This window comes from Paraburkholderia sp. IMGN_8 (assembly GCF_038050405.1).
Classification (GTDB): Bacteria; Pseudomonadota; Gammaproteobacteria; order Burkholderiales; family Burkholderiaceae; genus Paraburkholderia.
Genome location: NZ_CP150901.1, coordinates 4,166,667 through 4,184,849, shown reverse-complemented (window position 1 = coordinate 4,184,849; position 18,183 = coordinate 4,166,667). Strand labels below are relative to the sequence as shown.

Here is an 18,183-nt window from a genome sequence, read left to right as displayed (position 1 = left end):
CAGCCTCCGCGGTGCCCTCTTCATCTGCCCGGCCCAATGCTTGCTTTTATGCAGGCACAATATTGCCAGGAACCGGGACCACGTCATGTCGAATCCGCTTGAAATTGTCGAACTGACGCATCACGTCAGGAAGCTCGCCACAGGCAAAATCTCCGATATCAACGACATCAATCGCGAAACCACTTTCCTTGCGCTCAACGCACTGATCGAGGCGGCGCGTGCGGGCAACGCGGGCCGCGGCTTCGCGGTGGTCGCGAATCAGGTCAAGCATGTGTCGGCACGCATCGGCGAAATCACTACCGTGCTCAACCGTGAACTCGCGGGTTCGCTGACCAGGCTGACCGACCTCGGCGACAGCATGATGGAACGGCTGCGCTCGCACGAAGGTCAGCGTTGCGCCGATCTCGCGCTGAACATGATCGACGTGATCGACCGCAATCTGTACGAGCGCTCATGCGACGTGCGCTGGTGGGCCACCGATTCCGCCGTGGTGAATTGCCTCGCCGACGCGAACGCCGGCACGCAGGCGTATGCGTCGCGCCGTCTATCGGTGATTCTCGACAGCTATACCGTGTACCGCGATTTATGGATCGTCGATGCGTCGGGCAACGTGGTCGCGAACGGGCGGCCCGATATGTACGCGGTGCACGGCCGCAACGTAGGCGAAGCGAGCTGGTTTCGCGACGCGATGAAAACGCCTTCTGGCGCGGATTTTGTTGCGGGCGATATCGAAGCGCTGCCGCTGCTGAAGCACGCGCAAGTCGCGACCTACGCCACAGCGATTCGCGAGAACGGCGCGGTCGACGGCAAGCCGCTCGGCGCGCTGGTGATCTTTTTCGACTGGGCGCCGCAGGCGTCGGCGGTCGTCAAAGGCGTGCGTCTCACGGACGAAGAATGGCGCCGCACGCGCTGCATGATCGTCAACGCATCGCATCGCGTGATTGCCAGCTCGGACGACCAAGGCGTGCTCGACGAACAGTTTCGCCTGACGACCGACGGCAAGCCGACCGGCTTCTATCGGTTGACGGACGGTCGCACCGTATCGTTCGCCGCCACGCCCGGCTACGAAAGCTATCGCGGGCTGGGGTGGTATGGCGTGGTGGTGCAGTCGCCGCCGGCTTAAGCCTTCGCTTTGGGCGAGGTATTACCCGTAGCACGCGCCTACGCGCCGTTCTCAAAATCGAATAGCGTATCGCGCAGGCGCTTGCCGGTCAGCTTGAACCTGGTTCGCCGGATCGAAACTGCAGCCCCTTCCGTCAGTCGGTACCGTACTTCGGAGAATGCGGTCCGTACAGAAGCCCATTTGGAGGCCCGGCGGACAGCAACCGTTGGCTAGTCAGGCCCGCTACCGCAAAGCTATCGTCCGACAGGTTGTGAGCCACCTGCTTGACGGCTGCCTGCACGAGCGCCCCGATGAGTCCGGCATTCACGCTGTAATTCCCGAGCTCCTTACCTGAAGCGCTCCCGGAGCCCTGCCAGAGCACATCACCCGTCGTGAGATCGATAAGCTTCGCCGAAGCAGTCACGACTGTATTGCTATCCACCACTGTGTAAACGGAGCCGTACTGGGTGACTTTCGAATACAACGCTGCGTCCGCGCCAAAAATGGAACGGAGTTTGGCCGTGGAGACCTGTTGAATATCTGCTGGGGTGGTCAAGCCATTCTGTTTGAAAGTCTCGTCCATCACAGCGACGGGCAAAACGTAATATCCGGCTTCCGCAATCGGCTTCGTCATCTGGGCCAACATTCCGGACGTGGCCTTCACATCCGACGTTTCATTCAAAGGCGGCAGTACCAGGATCGAACGCGGCTGGCTCTTCTTGAAGGCCGTGTAGTCGGCACGCTGGACGGGTGTCGTACACGCGGCAAGCAGAGCCAGGACCGAAATCGCTGCAGGCAGTTTGAGAAAGATGGATTTGAACATAGTTATCCTCTTATTGTTGTTTGGACTTTTTCAGCAAAAAGTCCATGTAGGTCGAAGACTCCGGGAACGACTGTTTTTCCGCCTGCAGTTCCTGTTGCGCCTGCTGGTCCTTGCCGACGCTCGCGTACAACATCCCGAGGTGCGCATGGAAGCCAGGAGGCGGCATGTTGCCTTTGGCCCGAATCTCCTGAAGTGCCTTTTCGAGCGCATCGATCTGCTCTGCAGGGCTCTTTTGCCCCTTGAAGTACTCATAGACCTGCGGCTGATATCCGTCCCACTGATACAGCGTCGGCGTTGACGTCGCGCATCCCGCCAGCAATGTTCCGGCTGCCATCACCGGCAACCAGATCGTCTTCGTTATGGTGCTGTTTCTCATGGCTTTCATGTTCAGGTGTTGGTCTGCCAAAGTGGTTCGAGTGGTGCTCATTTGCTCACCGTCAATGCTCCGGCATCAACCTGCTTAGCCAGATGATTCACTGCTTCCTGGATTGCCAGGTCGAGCACCTTGCCATTCAGTGTCGAGTCATAGCTGGCCGTGCCACCGAAACCAATGATTTCGCGATTGGACAGGCTGTATTCCCCAGCGCCCTGGCTCGACAGCACCACTTCGGATGTCGCTGCGTTGACGATGTTCAGGTTCACCTTCGCGTAGGCCACCTGGCTTTTACCGCGTCCCAGGATGCCGAACAGTTGCTGGTCGCCGACTTCCTTACGGCCAAATTCGGTCACGTCGCCTGTCACGACGAAGTTGGCGCCCTTGATGGTTTGCGCTTTTTTTGTGAATGTCGCTTCCTGCCTGATCTCGTCCAGATTGTCGCGATCCAGCACGTTGAAGCGGCGGCTCTGTTGCAGGTGGGTAATCAGGATGGTTTTGGCCTGACCGCCCAGGCGATCGATCCCATCCGAGAAAATCCCTCGCATATAGCTCGAGCGGTTGTCGAACTTGCCTACGGCGATCTCCACCGGTTTGCCCGTATACGGTGTCTGGGCACTGCTGACGACCGGAACCGGTAGTGATCTTGACGATTCGGTTGCGCATCCAGTGAGGGCAATAGTGATGGAAGCTGCGATCAGCACTCCATATTTTCTGGTTGACTTCAATTGCATCACTCCATGAAATGGATTAGTGGGGAAACGCGATAAATCAGTTAAATCATGTGGGTCGTGCCACGCGGCATAGGCGAGGCGGCCCGTACAAGTCGACGGGCTGTTTGGGTCAAAACTGGGCCATCATCTGGAAACCGAGCGTGACCCGTGCGGTGGGAAAATCGGATGGTTTATAGATCGGCGTGCCGGCAAACAGGTCGTAGGAGAGCCTTGCGATCCGCGCCGGCATACTGCCGCGAATGCCTATGACCGCACCCGCCAGTTGCGTACCCGCCAGAAACGCCGTGTTCGGGCCGAACACGCGCCCGTAGTCGATTCCCACATACAACGCCTGTCCGGTCTGTCCGACCGGCATCTGTAATTCGTTGCGCCAGTAGAAACCTTTTTCTGCGGCAAGCATCGTTTCGCCGTCGAAGCCGCGCACGGTGTAGCGGCTGCCAATGGTCAGGTCGTCGATATAGAACAGTGTCTTGTTCGTGAACTGGCCGTGGACGGTCGTCACGTAGCGCAGGTTTTGCCGCGCGATCTGGAACGGCACCGAGAGGTTTGCGTCGAGCACGGCCATGTGAAAGCGGTACGTCGGTCCACTCGGGTACGGATCAGGTGTCGCGCCGAATTCATTGATGCCCTGGCGATAGGCAAGCGTGCCGTCGAACTGGGCGTCGCCGAAGTAGTGACGGTCGGTCAACCCGGCCTCGACGAACGTGTTGTTGCGATGCTGCTGCGGTATCGTTGTGTCGTCGATGAAGCTCTCGCCGAAGCGCTTCGATAGCTGGAACTCGACGCCGAGCACGTCGTTCTGGCTACGGCTGATAACGCGCTGCAACTTCAAGCCGGCTGTCTGCGAATTACCGCTGGAGATGAACGTCTGGTTTGCGCCCGCTATCTGCTGATAGTAGGTGTTTGTGTTGCCCGACAGCGTCGCGGTCCAGTAGCCCCATGGAATTGAGTACGAGCTGTTAAAGCCGTGCGAGCCGAGACCCTTGTCGCCGAATTCAAGGTCCTGGTTCGCGCCGACAGTGAACACATCGTTCAATCCGAGCGGGTTGTCGATGCCGATGCTCACGTTGCCCTGCAGCTTGCCCGTCGCGCGGAAACCCGAGTTGTCGACCGACGCGACGACGGTCCACGGTTTTGCGCGCTTCACGGTGACGACGACGTCGCTTTCGCCCGGTGTATCGGTCGGCTCGATTTTCATGTCCACGTCCTGACTGCTGACGCGCTTCATCTGCTCCAACCCTTGCTCCAGATCACGCAAGTTCAGCATGTCGCCGCCGCGGACGGGGAATGCGGATTTCCATGTGCCGCGAGTCGATGGGTCGGCAAATCGTAGGTGGCGGACGATACCGGGGACGAGCGCGAATTTCAGCGCGCCGGTCGACAGGTCCTGTTCGGGTAACAGCACGCGCGTGGTGATGTAGCCGCGACTCAGGATCGTCTGCTGCAAGCCTTTCGTGAGTGTGTCCAGTCCATGTTTGCCAATGCACTGGCCCACGTAGTGATCGAGCCATTCGCGGGCGAACGTGAAGCGGTCGAGCGGTAAGGCTGATGTACCCTGTGCCCGCACCTCGTCTGAAAGAGTCGATGGCACGTCCAGCATGAACGAGCGGATCGGAAAGCAGGGAGTTTCTGCCGGTAGTTGAGGAAGGACCGCCGGCGGCACGGCAGCGGAGCGTATCGCCTGGGCGTTCACGGTCTGTTCGCGTTCGCGGGCTTCCTGCTGTTGCCGGGCACGTTGATCCTGTTCGGCTCCGATTCGGACAGCAGCCCGAGCAGCAGGCACCTGCTGGGCACGCAAATCAGAAGCGGTCAGCGACAAGAAAGCAACCGATAGTGGAAGGATCGATAGCGCCCTGCCCACCTGCATACGTTGCGGTCTAGTCATACCTGTCTCGTTACCAACCAGACACCAACAAAAATCACTGCCGCGCCGACTATCTGGGTCGGCTTTAACATTTGCTCGTGCAGCGCTGTGAACGCAAGTACTACGAGGACCGAGACGGCGACCATTAGCGGATAGGCGAGGCCCAGATTGGCTTTGCGAAGCGCAAGCGCATAGAGCACAAACCCGATGCTATAGGAGCCCATTGCGGCTGCGCGAAGCAGAAGCGGCACCCATTCAGCAGACGGTGCCGTGGCCCGGAGCGCGGCGAGCCGTAGCAGAACGCTCGCCAGTCCGCTCAACATACCGCTGGCAATCAACGCGATCAACGACATGATTAACCCGCCACGGCCGAGCGCTGGCGCGTTTCGACCTCCGCCTGATCGGCGTGCCCAGGCGAAAAAATCTGCCCAAAGCGGCTTGCCGCGTTCAGTGCAACGAGTACGATCGCAGGGAACGCCAGCGAGAAGTTGCGGGCTTCGTCGATATAGCCGAACAGCACAAACAGAATGGCAACCGGCAGGAAAGCTGCGAGGAAATACCGCTTGTAGCGCGCGCCAGTCTCCCGCCACGCCTGGCGAAAGAAAACGGCTGCAGGTATGAGGATCAGCGGATTCTGCAGACTCGGTGTGAAAATGCCCTTGGCAATGAGGTTATAGAATCGAACATATGACGCCGGGTTAAGCCAGAACAGCAGATTCTCCTTTGCGTGAAACTCGAAGAAGCCCCCGCCATTCAGTTCGTAGCCGCTCATGATGAAAAACCGACTCGCGAAACAGCACGCCAGTTGAACGATCAGCCATCCGATCCGATTGCGAATCGGAACCTCCTGCTGGTGCAAAAAAAACAAAGCGAACGGTACGAGGAAAAAAGTCTCCTTATTGAACGAAAAGAATGCAATGGCCAGCGTGCAGGGGATCATCCATCGCTTCAGCATGAAATAGCATGCGCTGAATACGCCGAGTATTTCGATGAAGTCGTAGTAATACCCACCCTGCTGGAACGTGAGCGGATAGATAAAGCTAAAGCCGGCCAGGAACCCCAATGCCTGCCCGAACGACAAGCCGTGCATTCTTGCGAGCGCGTAGACCAACCATAACGTCAGCGTCATCGACAACACCACGAAGAAATAGACGACGTGATAGCTGATCGCCACCGTCGTCGTCCAGAACACGTCCGGGACGCCGCTGAAATAGCTGTGGTGCAGCGAATCGTAGCGGGTAATGGATTTGAACAGCCTCTGCTGCAGGCTCGGGCTGAGCTTCTCTGACATCCGCTTCGCGACCTTGGCGAATGTAGAGCGATAGACGTACGGCCTGGGGGCAGTCCCCTCCATCATGCTGACCAGCGTAAGGCTTTGCGCGTAGCCATCGAGCTTGTGATCGTCGCGAAATCCGAACTTCAGCAATACACTATTGGTTACGTTTCCACTGCAGACCAGCAGCAATACGAATACGACCGAGAACCGGCAGAATGCAAGCATACTGTTTCTATTTTTTTGATTCATTTTGTTGATGACCTGTCAAAGCTGTACAAAGTGGGCCGTCATCATGATCGCGACCATAATCAGGATAGTGAGAAGACTGCCGTGATCTTCAATCAGATAGACGACCGGGTCGTCATCCATCGCACCGCGTACGGTCTTGATCCACAGCCGCGCGAACAGGGAGATCAAACCGAGCGCGACTAACCACAGCAGGTCAGGTAACGCATATCGAACGGCCGTGTCAGGCGCGTTAATGAAAAGACCGAAGACGACCACGGCCGCGAGTGATGCACCGATGCCAAGTGGCCACAGAACCTCGAGATCGGCGACGTGGTAATCGCGGCCCACCGTTGCGGTATCGCCGCTCGCACGCAGAGACACCAACTCCGAACAGCGTTTGACGAGGGCGAGGTTCAGGAATGTTAAAACAGAAAAGGCAAGCAACCAGCGGCTCGTATTGATTTGAACCGCTACTGATCCTGCTAAAATTCTCAGGGTGTACAGCAGCGACAGCGTGATCACGTCGATCATCACACGAGACTTCAAAAACCAGCTGTAGACTGTGGTCAGGACCAGGTACAGCACCAGCATCGCAGCGAACTCAACCGATACTGAGAACGCCAGGGCTACCGACGCAATGAGAAGTGCAACAATGGACAGAAGTCCGCTCGATATCGTCAGCGTTCCGCTTGCGAAAGGACGATACTGCTTGCGTGGATGCCGACGGTCGCTTTCCAGATCCCAGATATCGTTTGCGATGTAGGTTGCGGAAGCGCCCAGCGACATCGAAATGAACGCCATCGCGAGCGTGACCAGCTTGTCAGTATCGAAGAAGGAAAATGCCGTCAGCAGCGGCACGAACAGCAACAGGTTCTTGAGCCACTGATGAACGCGTAGCGCCTTCAGCCAAACGTGAAGACCGATTTTCCTGTTTGTGAATTCACGCTCGATCGGAACGTGTTCGCGGACTAAGGCGGCCAGACGCGGCGAAACACCAGCCAGAATGGCCGCCTGTGAGCCAAGCCATACCGGTAGATCGGCATAACTGTCGCCGACATAGACAAACGGCCCACCGACGCATTCGCGTACTTTCTCAAGTTTCGCCGATCCTTTCAGGTTGATGTCTCCCTTTGTAGCCAGCACTTCGTCGAACAGCCCTAGATGTGCAGACACACTGGAAGCAATCGAACCATGCGCGGCAGTGGCAAGAATGATTCTTCGGCCGCGTATTTTCTCGACGGTCAAAAAGTCGATCAATGCTTCGCGATACGGGAGGTATTCCGCCGAGAAATTGGAGCGTGCGGCAATCTTGTGCTTAATTGCCGAACGTCCTTGCAACAACCACATCGGCAAACGAATGATGTTCGACGGATTGCGCTTCACCAGCTGAATCACGGACTCGGTCAGCGTGTCGGTCAATGTCAGCGTTCCATCCAGATCCACGACCAGCGGCAAATCGTTTGTCTCTTGCACTTGTTCTTAATCGTCAAAATTGTTCAAGGGAACCGGATCTTGTTGCCGCTTGATGGCTTGTAGCGACGAGATCGCTCCGTTCAATTCGGTTGCTATTTCAATGCTGAATCGATGCGGGACTGCTCAGACTTGTTATCGTGAGAGGGAAGTTTGCCAGAAGATTCATTCTGGTCATCTCAATATGTTTGCATAACTAACCGAGCCGATAAACTTATATGCTGAAATCGTGCTGCGATAATCCGCGTACCGGAATGTTGGCGCATGACGAGCAGCTCGCTCGCACTGGTTTCACAGCGTTTCGCCTATGTTTCAGCGCAATGCTGCATCGCATACGGCGGCGACAGATCTTGTGTCTTTGTCACCATGTACCACACCAAGCCTGACTCATCGCGGCCAAGCAGTGCGACACATTCGTCGCCTTCTATATCGACGAGCGCGAGTCCTTCCCGTGCAATATGCAACGCATCGCCTTTCCCTGGGTGCAGGTCACCGATGCCATGCTCGAACATGCCGGCTTCCTGCCTGGGCGCCAGGTCCTGTTCAGCGTCGCCTACCGGCTCGGATACCTCACCATTACCCCGGACTCCGACTACAGGGTCGCTGGCAGGTATATGACCGGGCCAGAAGCCGAGGCCATGTTGCAAAGACGCAGCAAACGGAACTGAATAACCATCAAACAACAAACCCGGCAATCGCCGGGTTTATCGTTACGATGACTTGTCTTGCTCGTCGTCCCTCACTTCGTAGCTCTTGCGGGCCTTCTTGTAGCTTTTGTCGAACGGCTTTATTTTTAGCAGATGCGCTCTGCTCGCATAGCCTCCCATAGCTGCGATCACGAATCCAAGCAGCAGCAAGAAACCACCAAATGGCGCTGGTGGCACAAACTTGTAAGCGAGATACATGGTCAGCAAACCAATGACAAGCAAGCTCGTCCGAACCCATCTTTTAAAATTACCGTCTTCAATGACCTGGATCTTCACTGCTTCCCGCTCCAGTAGTTCACGAAATTGTTCCAATAGTTATTCAAAGAATCCTGGGTCTTCTGACCAGCCTTGCTGTTGTTGAATGTATTCGCAGTCTCATTAATAGCTGGCCCCAGTCCTGGAACTCGATCAGACAGCTCCCCGGATATCAACCCGGTCACGCCGGATACGGCGTACTGCCCAACATCCGGTTTAACTAGCTGTGCCACTACGTCAGCCCCAAATCCAGCAACCGCTGCCGCATAAGCTGCTCCTGCGAGTCCAGCAGAGTACGGCGATGGAATTTGTGCACCAGCGGCCGTTAGCGCACTGAACCGCCCCGCATTCGTAGAGATCATCGAAGCCGTATCAGCTGTCGTATTACGCATGTAGTCTGCATCCGACTGATCGAACTTCGTGAATGGCCCCGTCAGGTTGATCGATCCGCTGTTTCCTGTCAGCGCATACGTGAACTGGCTCGGCACCTGTCCCGACGAAGCGCTGTTGTAGTTCGCCAGAATGTAGCTCTGCAACTGTGGATCGCCCTGTGCCGTGACCTGCGTCAGGATCGGTTTGCCGTCCGCCGTTGTTCCCGCCGATATCCATTGTGCACCCGAGTCCGTGGGTGTCTGGCCAATCAGGGTCGTCGGTGCGCCGGATTCACTTGTTCCATTCACGCTTACGCCCATGATACGAAATTGGTCTTCGACCTGTGCCTGCGTGTACTTGCCACCGCTCTTGTCCGCGATCTGCTTTGCGAGCGTCTTCTCTTCAGGATGCAACTGCCGGTTGAACCGTTCATTGTCGATAGCCGCACCCGCTCCCGCCAGCGCGCCCGACGAACCGCCGCCTGTCAACGCGCCACCCGCTACACCACCCGCCGTCGCAACAATCTCATTCAGCGCATTACGTAACGCAGTCCGATTCTCGGGCGGGACCTGCGCGACGGCCTGCTCGATGATCGGATTTGCCAGCGACTGCAACACGTCGCCCGCCAGAGACCCGCCGACTGCCCCTGCAATGTTTCCGCCCGACAACGCCGCCCCGATGGCCGCGACCGCCGCGTGCATCGCGTCGCGCGCGACGCCGCCCTCCGCAAAGGCCGGGTTGCTGTTCTCAAGCTGGTCCGCAATCTGCCCAGCCGCAGTCGTTGCCACCTTGCCGAACGCCTGCGCAAAGGCCAGGTTGTTCTGCACCTGCTGCAGGTTAAACGTGTTCTGTACGGTCTGGTTTGCATTGGCCGTATCGCGCGACAGGCCCACCGTGCTGTCGGTGCCGTTCTGCTGGCCCGACTTCACCGTAATCGTTCCCGGACTGACAGCCGCCTGCGTGACCCCGCGCGCGCTGTCCCCCGTGTTCGCAAAGCTCGGGCCGTTCGACAGCGAGAAGCCTTCCGACGAACCCGAATACGACATCGAGTTCTGGATATCCGAGTATCCGAAGCTGCCGGTCGTCACGCTGTTGCTGCCAGCTGGAGCGGCGCTCGCAATCTCCGCGCCGTTGAGTTGCGTATGCCCAGCCACGTTCACGTCGAAACCGCCCGTGCCGGCCACGATGCCGGTCTGCTGGTTTACCGACGCATAGTTGGAGTCGATACTGGTATGACCAATCGACAGGTCCACGCCACCGCCGTAGCCAAACGTAAAGCTGCCGCTGATTCCGCTGCTGTGCTGGTTGTTCGCGTAGTCCGACGTGTCCTGGACACTCGTCATCGTCAGGTTGCCCCCGACATCGACCTTCGCCGTATTGCCTGATACCTGCGCACCCGCGAGCGTCGTGTCGCCGCCCGATTTCATCGTCAGCGTGTCGCTTGCCGCGACGGTCGTATCGTCCTGCGTAACGCTGCTGCCGTTGCCCTGGCCGTGTGCGTTCGACGCGTTCGCAAAGATGCTGAATCCGGTGTTTTTCCCGACACCCAGCGCCACCCCGGCGTTCCAGCCACCCGAACTGTTCGAACTGCTGTCCTGCTCCGTGCTCTGCGCGCTTTGCAGAGTGATCGCATTATTCGCGTCGAGCGTGACATTCTTCCCCATCACCGTCGCGCCGGTCATGGTGATGTCGCCCGTACCGGCTTGCGCGTTGCCGTTCGCCTCCGGCGTACCGGTTGCCGTCATCGTCACGTTGCCATTGCCGATGACAGACGAACCCTTCGCGCGCGTGATCGACGTACTGGCATTGCTGCTGGTGTGGCTCGACCCGATGCTGACCCGCACCTGAAGGCCCTGCGTCGCGTCGCTCGCATTGCCGTTCGTTACCGCGTCTGCCGCTCCCTCGATGGCTCCGCGATTCTGGTACGCCTGCTCGGCAGCGGCCACACCCTGCACGGCAGCCAAGCGCGAGTCGTCCGTCTGCACGCCCTGGCGCACGGTGCTCGCCATTCCCTGTCCCAGGCCCACCAGACCTCCACCCAGGCCGATGCTCAGGCCCGACTGGCTGAACTGCTGCGCCTGCGATTCGTTGTAGGTGTCGTAGGCCGAACCGACCGTGACGTTCTGGCCGGTCAGCGCCACATTACCGCCCGCTATGACATTGCTGCCCGTGACCCCGAGGTCATGGCCCGCCGTGATCGACACGTTGCCCGTTGACGAACCGATCACACTCGCGTTGTTCGTCACGCTCGTGGCGTGGTCGGTATCCGTCAGTGACGAATGACCGATGGTGACATTCAAGCCACCTGTCATCAGGCCTGATTGGGTCTGGTGGTAGTAGCTGTCTTGCGTGGCCGTGTTCTGCGAGGTGGTGATGTTCACGTTCCCGACCGCACCCAGCTTCACGTCGTTCGTGCCAACCACATTGCTGCCCCGAATTGTCAGGTCCTCACCGGCCTGCACGGTCACCGAATCCCCCGACACCAAGCTTGCCACACCAATATTCGCCTGCGTGTTCTGCGACGTATCGGTGGTCGAGCCGCCGATGAAACTACCGCGCTTCGACTCCACCGCACTCGCGCTGTCGTGTTCCTCACGACCTTCGTTGATCGTCACGTTGCCAGTGGCCGCGATCGTCGCCGCGCCCGTGCCGTTATCCGCGCCATCCGTCACACCCGCTGTCAGCGATGAGCCGGTCAGCGTCACATTGCCTTTGCTCGCATCCGTCGTATTGACTGCCGCCAGCGTCGCATTCCCACCCGCCGTAAAGCTCGTCCCAACCGCCTGCTCGTCATAGGCATGATCGACTTCCTTGCGCGTGCGGTCGTCCGTTGCGACGTTGTTGTAGGTCGCGGTATTCGTGACGGTCGTCGCAGTCAGGTTGCTGCCCGCCACGACAGCCATATCGCCGCCCGCGCTGACCGTCGCCCCCTTGAGCGTCATGTCGTTGCCGCTCTGCATCGCCAGGCTGCCGCCTGCCGATATCGCGCTGGTCTCGTTGGTGGTGCTGGCCGCTTCCCAATGGTGCTGGTCGTTCAGCGTCACCGATTGCGAGGTTGTGGACTGCACCGCATCAACCGTGATGTCGTGGCCCGCCGTGATCTGTCCATCGCCGCCCGCCGTGATGTTCGCGCCATGCACGCTCAGGTCGTTGCCCGCCGACACGATCATGTCGCCCGTCGATGCAATCGTGCCTTGCGTGCCGAGCAGCGTCTGACTGACCTTGCTGTTGCCCGCGACCGAACTGACGCCGACCGCGTCAACCAGCGTCGTGTTCACGATGTCATGACCGGCGAGCACGGCAACCCGATTGCCGGTGATCTGGCCTGACGCGTTGACCACGTCATTTGTCGCCGATACAACGGTCGCGCCATTGTCTATGCTGCTGCCGATCGAACCACCCCGGTTCAGGATGTTGGTCGCGCTGATAACCGTTTGTGTGCCACCCTTGATGACCCCCAAGTTGCTCGCGCTACCGGTAGCGTGAATCTCGACATCGTCGGCGGCGATCAGTGCGCCGGTCGGTTGCAGGTCATTCGCATGCGCATGCGCGAGATAGACAACTGGCGCCAGCACCTGCTGCGTGCTGCCGTCCGGCAGCGCGACGGTCTGACTGACCAGCCACACGATATCGCTGGTAAGCGCATCCATCTGCGCGGCAGTCAATGCCATACCCGGAACAAGATTGAACTCCTGCGCGGCATGCACGCCGCTGTTCATCAGCGCGCGGTACTCGTCCTCGTTGCTGGTGTACCCCTGGAGATAGACGCGGCCCGTCAGCTGCGTGATCTGGTTGCGCACCATCTGTTCTTCGTACACGCCGTCGCCCAGCCGCTTGATGGTCTTCGACGGGTCGAGCCCGAGTTGTCCAAGCATGTAGTCGCTTGAAATGAAATTCGTATAGCTGGTCAATCGGGGATCGGTGACGACCAGATACGAAGCGCCGGGTGCAGTGTTAAAGGTGTACAGGCCGCTCGACGGCAACGTGATATTGAGCGCGCCGGTCGGCCCCGCGACGGACTGCGGCGCGTTGATCGTCTGCGTCTGACCGGTTGCGAGGTTGACGGTCTGCGCGCCGCCGCCCGTGAGGCCACCCCCGGTCCCGTTCGCGCCGAGCGTGCCGCCGGTCGCGCCTGTCGCCGAGTTTGCCGCCGCCACGTTCGTATTGCTGATGTCCGTACCGCTGATCTGCACCGCGTTGTTCGCGATGATCGTGCCGCCGGTACCGCCGATGGCAACGGGCGAGAGCACAATCGACGGTTCGACCACCGTCCCCACGTCGCGCGTGATGTCTTCGTTCCACGCGTAAGTCGAGACGATGTCCTGCTTCTGATACTGGTAAAGCGTCTGGCCAGTGTTGTTGACGAGCGTACCGCCGTAGTTGCCACTGCCGTTGCCAATCGCGCCGTCCTGCTCGCTGCTACCGATCTGGATTGAGCCACCGGCCGCAATCGCGCTAAAGCTGTTGTTGAGCGTGCCGACGTTCGCCAGCGTCATATTTCCGCCCGCAAGCAGTTGCGCCTGCTGTGCCTGCGGCCCTGTTACCTGATCCTGCTGCGTGGTGGTCGTCGTGTCCCGTGCGATCTCGACGCGCTGGTAGCCTTTGTGTCCGTCGCTGCGCGTCGCGTACTCGGTAGCGGGGTCGTAGTTGACGTTCGGGTTGTAGTCGTCCCAGTAGTTGACCGTAACCGTACCGTCGGAATTGGCCGTGATCGCGTTGTACCAGATCGTCTGCGGCTGACCGTTGACGTTCACCACCAGCACGCGTTCGGTTGCGTTCGGCCCGCTCTGGCTCGATACGATATCGGCGCCGCTGTAGGTCGCCGTTGCCGGCGATTTGTAGCCGCTGTCCCACGCCGACTGCGAGCACCCGGCTTTCCCGTTGGCATTAGTCGTCGCGCAGCCGACGTATTTGTCGCGCTTGGTCTGATGAACCGTATCGACACCGGTCGTCACGGTCTCGACTGTGGGAGCGGGGCGCGTGTTCGTCAGCGTCTGCGCCGCGATTTCCAGATTTCCTTGTGCCTCGATCGTCGACTGATCGTTCGCGACGGAATTCGCGCGGTTCGCGAGCACGCCGTTGGCGTCGCGCGCTGCATCGGCCGCGATGTTGATGTCGCCGAGACTGAAGATATTTGCGCCGCCCGTATTCGTTATATCGCCGGGCGAATACAGGTTCAGCTGCGAAGCCGCTGCCATGGCCGCCGCCGCGCCCGTGTTTGCGATCGAGCCGGCGTTAAGCGTGACCGTGTTACCAACGATCATTGCAGTGTTGGTCAGCGACGCACTATGCATCGTCACTGAATCGCCTTCGATACGGCCTTCGTTCGTGATCGTGTTCGCGGCATTGACCGTCGTATTCGACGAATTGATGTCCGCACCGACCTGGTTATCCACGTTCGCAGCGTTCACAGTCAGCGCGTTCACCGCGCCGAGCGTGCCCTGATTCGCGAACGTGCCCGCGGTCGTGAAAGTCAGGTCGTGGTTCGCCTGAATCTGGTTGGTGCGGTTAAGTGCGTAGTCGCTGCCAATCGTGATCGCGCCGTCGTTCCCGGCGACGATCCGTCCGTCGCCCGTGAGCGTACCCGTCACCACGCTCAGGTCCTGGTCGCTACCGATCGCGCCGTTCTGGTTCGCAAGTGTGCCGGTATTGACGGACACCGAGCCGCCGCTACCCGTATCGTTGCCGACGCGGCCCGACGTGTTGTCGAACGAGGCCGTGTTCACCGCAATCGTGCCGTTACCGTGGACCGAGCCGCCCGCGTTGGTGACACCCGCGTTGGGGCCGTTGAGCGTGACATTGTTCGCACCCGAGAGCGTCGCGTTCGTGTTGTCCGCCAGTTGCGCGATGTTCAGCGTGAGGTCATGGCCCGACACGAGCTGCGCGCTGTTCGTGTTCGACAGCGTACCCGCGTTCACTGTCACGTCACCGTTGCCGCCGATGGTGCCCGCGCCAGCGACGCCGCCTGTATTGCTGTTTGTGATTCCAGCGGCGCTGACTGTCGTCGCGCCCGATCCTGTGTTCGCGATGCGCCCGTTCGTGTTGTCGAGCGATGCACCCGTGACGGCAAGCGTCGCGCCCGTGCCGTCCGCTTCGATCTGGCCGCCCGTGTTGTCGATCGCGCCTTGCGCCGCCGCCGACACATTGCCGCTGCCCTGGATCATGCCCGCCCGGTTGTCGAGCGTGCTGCCAGACTGCACGGTTGTCGCGCCGCCCGCCGTGATGGTGCCGCCTGCATTGCCAATGTTGCCGCCCGACACCGATACGTTTCCGTTACCGCCGATCAGACCATTCTGCGTGTTCGTGACCACGCCGCTGGCGCTCACCGTCGTCGTGCCCGTACCACTGTTCGCGATCGAGCCGCCGTCATTGGCAACCGACTGCGCGGATACTGAAAGCGCGTCGTCCGCCTGGATCGTTCCGCCCGCGTTGTTGAGTGCGCCCGTGTCAGTGATTGACACCGTCTGCGCGCCGACGTAGCCGCCCGCGCTGTTGTCGAGCGAGGAGACATTGAGCGTCGCGCCCGTCTGCGCCGCGAGCGTGCCGCCGCGATTCAATGCCGCGCCCGAGCGGACATCAAGGCCGCCGTTCGTCGCAATCGTCCCGCCGTTGTTCGAGAGCGTGCCTACATTGACCGACAGCGTTCCGGCACCGGAGCTGGCAATCGTGCCGTTGTCGTTGACGAGCGCGGCGGGGCCGAGTGCGAGGCTGTCGCCGTTGGTCTGAAGCGTGCCGCCCGAGTTGTCGAGCATGCCGGTCACGTCGATGGTCGTCGCGCCCATGCCCGTCTGCGTGATACTGCCGCCGTGATTGGCCAGGTTCGTCGCGTGCAACGTGAGCTGGTCGGCGTTCGTCGTGCCCTGGCTGTTGTCGAACGTGGCACCGGTAAGGGCTGCCGTTCGACCGGCGGCTATCGTGCTGGCGTTCGTCAGTGTCGTGCCAGCCGAAGCGTTGATGTTGCCATTCGCGGCCAGCGTGCCGCCGTTGAATAGCGTCTGCACGGCCGTCGCAATCAGGTTCTGGACGGCCGTAATCGACCCTGCGTTCGCGATCTGTCCGGCCTGTACGGTCACATTTCCGTTGCCGCCAATGATGCCGGCCCCGGTTTCACCCACTCCGTTGTTCAGCGAGCCGCCTGTGGTCAGCGTCAGGCCGTCCGCGTTCAGCGACGCAATATGACCGCCCGTGTTGTCGAGCGAACCGGCTGTAACGGACAGCGCGCCCGCCGCCTGCATCGTCCCACCCTGGTTCGCGACGGAGCCAGCAACATTTTCCGTCAGCGCGCCGCCCGAAACGATCTGGCCGTCGTGGTTCGACAGCCCGCCAGCCGTGATGGTCTGTCCACCGCCCGACGACAGCACACCACCGTCGTTCGTCAGCGTCCCGGCCGCGCGTGCGTCAAGCATGCCGCCCGCTGTCACCGTCGCGCCAGACAGGTTCAGGTCGCCGCTGTTCGCCGTGAGCTTGAGTGAACCATTAGCCGATGTACTGCTTCCTCCGAGATTGACCGCTGCACCGCTCAGGGTCGCATTGCGGCCCGCCGCACTGCGGCCGGTCGCCGCGAGTGTGCCGCCCGTCGTCACCGACAGGTCGCCGGATTGCGCAAGGCTGCCATTGCCGTTCACGCCCGCGCCGAGTATGCCCGTTGAAGCGACGCTGGCCGCGCCGATGGTCGCGTTCTGCTGCGCGGCGAGCACGCCGCTGTTTGTGAGCGCGCCCGACGTATTCGCGCTGACGTTCTGCTGGGAGTATGTCGTCCCGCTGTTGTCGATCCCGTCACGCGCGGACAGCGCGATATTGCCGCTCGCGTTAGTCTGTCCCGCGAGAATCAGCTTCCCCTGCGTGGTCAGTATCAGGTCGCCCGCCTGCGCCGCAAGCACGCCTTTAGTGGACACGCCAACACCGTTTTCGGTGCCCAGCAGCACGATACGGTTCGCGTACATGCCGCCGAGACTGCTCACGTCGATCGACACGCCAGGCGCAGGACCATCGCCTGCGATCGGCGTCGCGGCAAGCGTGTCGTGATCTACGCTGTTCGCGCCCGTCACTACACTCAGATTTTTCGCGTAGATCGCCGCATTGGCCTGCACCGCTCGCGCGATCAGATCGACCTGATCGACGTTCGCCGTATTCAGGCCCGCACCCTGTACGGCGATATTGCCGCGCGTAACTTTAAAGCCGTTCAGATTGCCGTCCGCGCCGATCAACGGCGTGCCGGTCGTGAGGATGCCTCTCGTCGTATTGATGAACCCGCCGCCGTCCACCAGGATGCCGTTCGGATTGGCGACCACCACTTCAGCCCGCTTACCTGCGACCTCAAGATAGCCGCGCAACTGCGACGGCGAATTGCTGTTGACCTGGTTGACGATGACCCGTGCCGACTGTCCTGGACCAAGGTTCGGATTGCCGTTCACATACCCCGCCTGCTGTGTCTGCACTAGCGTCGGCGAATTGTTCAGGATCGCACCATTCTTCTGAACGTCGAATTGCGAGTACGTGTTCATGGACACGCCAGCGCCCGACGGACGCTCAATGTTCACCTGCGGCAAACCGTTCTGCGTCTGGATGACGCCGGGCGCGTGCGCACCCGATGGCACAATCTGCGCGTCGGCGTGCAGAGGTGCCGTGCCGATCAGTATCAGCGCCGCAAAGGCAATATGCCTGAACGCGAACGACGATAGGCGCTGCGCACCAGATACGCCTCGCCCTGCTCCTATGGTTTCTCCCCGATTGCTCTTGCCGGTTCCCGCAGGGGTCTCCTCGACCGCGACCAGCATGCCTCCGAGTCGGCTGAAAACCAGCCGATAGGTCGCCTTATTCATTTTATTGATACGTTATACGGACTAAAGCCGCATAACGTATTCGAAAATGCCGACTGGAAACATCAACATTTGCAAAACTTCCACGCCAGTACAACACTTTGCACAAGTTCGGATTCGTCCGATTGCGCCCAAGGCGAAATGAAGGCCGACGAAACGG

Annotated in this window: 11 protein-coding genes; 1 reads left to right on the top strand and 10 read right to left on the bottom strand. The window is 60.0% G+C overall.

Going from position 1 to position 18,183, the window contains the following annotated elements:
- Positions 1 to 85: 85 nt before the first annotated feature.
- Positions 86 to 1,123, top strand: a complete 1,038-nt coding sequence (locus WN982_RS39935; protein WP_341317444.1) for a methyl-accepting chemotaxis protein — start codon at positions 86 to 88, stop codon at positions 1,121 to 1,123.
- A 133-nt stretch (positions 1,124 to 1,256) separates the two neighbouring features.
- Here WN982_RS39935 and WN982_RS39930 read toward each other — a convergent pair whose 3' ends face one another.
- The 10 genes from WN982_RS39930 to WN982_RS39885 all read right to left on the bottom strand — a co-directional run bounded on the left by WN982_RS39930 (position 1,257) and on the right by WN982_RS39885 (position 18,026).
- On the bottom strand, positions 1,257 to 1,925 hold the full coding sequence (locus tag WN982_RS39930) for a DUF799 domain-containing protein (RefSeq protein ID WP_341317443.1): 669 nt from the start codon (positions 1,923 to 1,925) through the stop codon (positions 1,257 to 1,259).
- A 10-nt stretch (positions 1,926 to 1,935) separates the two neighbouring features.
- Complete coding sequence (locus tag WN982_RS39925; RefSeq protein WP_341319573.1) at positions 1,936 to 2,301, bottom strand: DUF4810 domain-containing protein; 366 nt, start codon at positions 2,299 to 2,301, stop codon at positions 1,936 to 1,938.
- Between the two features lie 47 nt (positions 2,302 to 2,348).
- A complete protein-coding gene (locus WN982_RS39920; protein ID WP_341319572.1) occupies positions 2,349 to 3,026 on the bottom strand; it encodes a CsgG/HfaB family protein in 678 nt (225 codons plus the stop codon).
- Positions 3,027 to 3,141: 115 nt separating this feature from the next.
- Positions 3,142 to 4,899 (bottom strand): ShlB/FhaC/HecB family hemolysin secretion/activation protein, encoded by a 1,758-nt coding sequence (locus WN982_RS39915; protein WP_341319571.1) that lies wholly within the window; start codon positions 4,897 to 4,899, stop codon positions 3,142 to 3,144.
- A gap of 14 nt (positions 4,900 to 4,913) precedes the next feature.
- Entirely contained in the window at positions 4,914 to 5,249 is a 336-nt protein-coding gene (locus WN982_RS39910) for a small multidrug resistance protein (protein WP_341317442.1), read from the bottom strand.
- Between the two features lie 2 nt (positions 5,250 to 5,251).
- Positions 5,252 to 6,397: a hypothetical protein gene (locus WN982_RS39905; protein WP_341317441.1), complete on the bottom strand. Its 1,146-nt coding sequence runs from the start codon at positions 6,395 to 6,397 to the stop codon at positions 5,252 to 5,254.
- Positions 6,398 to 6,436: 39 nt separating this feature from the next.
- Positions 6,437 to 7,873: a UbiA family prenyltransferase gene (locus WN982_RS39900; protein WP_341317440.1), complete on the bottom strand. Its 1,437-nt coding sequence runs from the start codon at positions 7,871 to 7,873 to the stop codon at positions 6,437 to 6,439.
- 302 nt (positions 7,874 to 8,175) lie between these two features.
- Positions 8,176 to 8,382: a hypothetical protein gene (locus WN982_RS39895; RefSeq protein WP_341317439.1), complete on the bottom strand. Its 207-nt coding sequence runs from the start codon at positions 8,380 to 8,382 to the stop codon at positions 8,176 to 8,178.
- 198 nt (positions 8,383 to 8,580) lie between these two features.
- Positions 8,581 to 8,853 carry a hypothetical protein gene (locus WN982_RS39890; RefSeq protein ID WP_341317438.1) on the bottom strand — a complete coding sequence of 91 codons (273 nt, stop codon included), beginning with the start codon at positions 8,851 to 8,853 and terminating at the stop codon, positions 8,581 to 8,583.
- A complete protein-coding gene (locus WN982_RS39885) occupies positions 8,850 to 18,026 on the bottom strand; it encodes a hemagglutinin repeat-containing protein (protein ID WP_341317437.1) in 9,177 nt (3,058 codons plus the stop codon). Before WN982_RS39885 ends, WN982_RS39890 begins: the two co-directional genes overlap by 4 nt.
- Positions 18,027 to 18,183 lie beyond the last annotated feature (157 nt).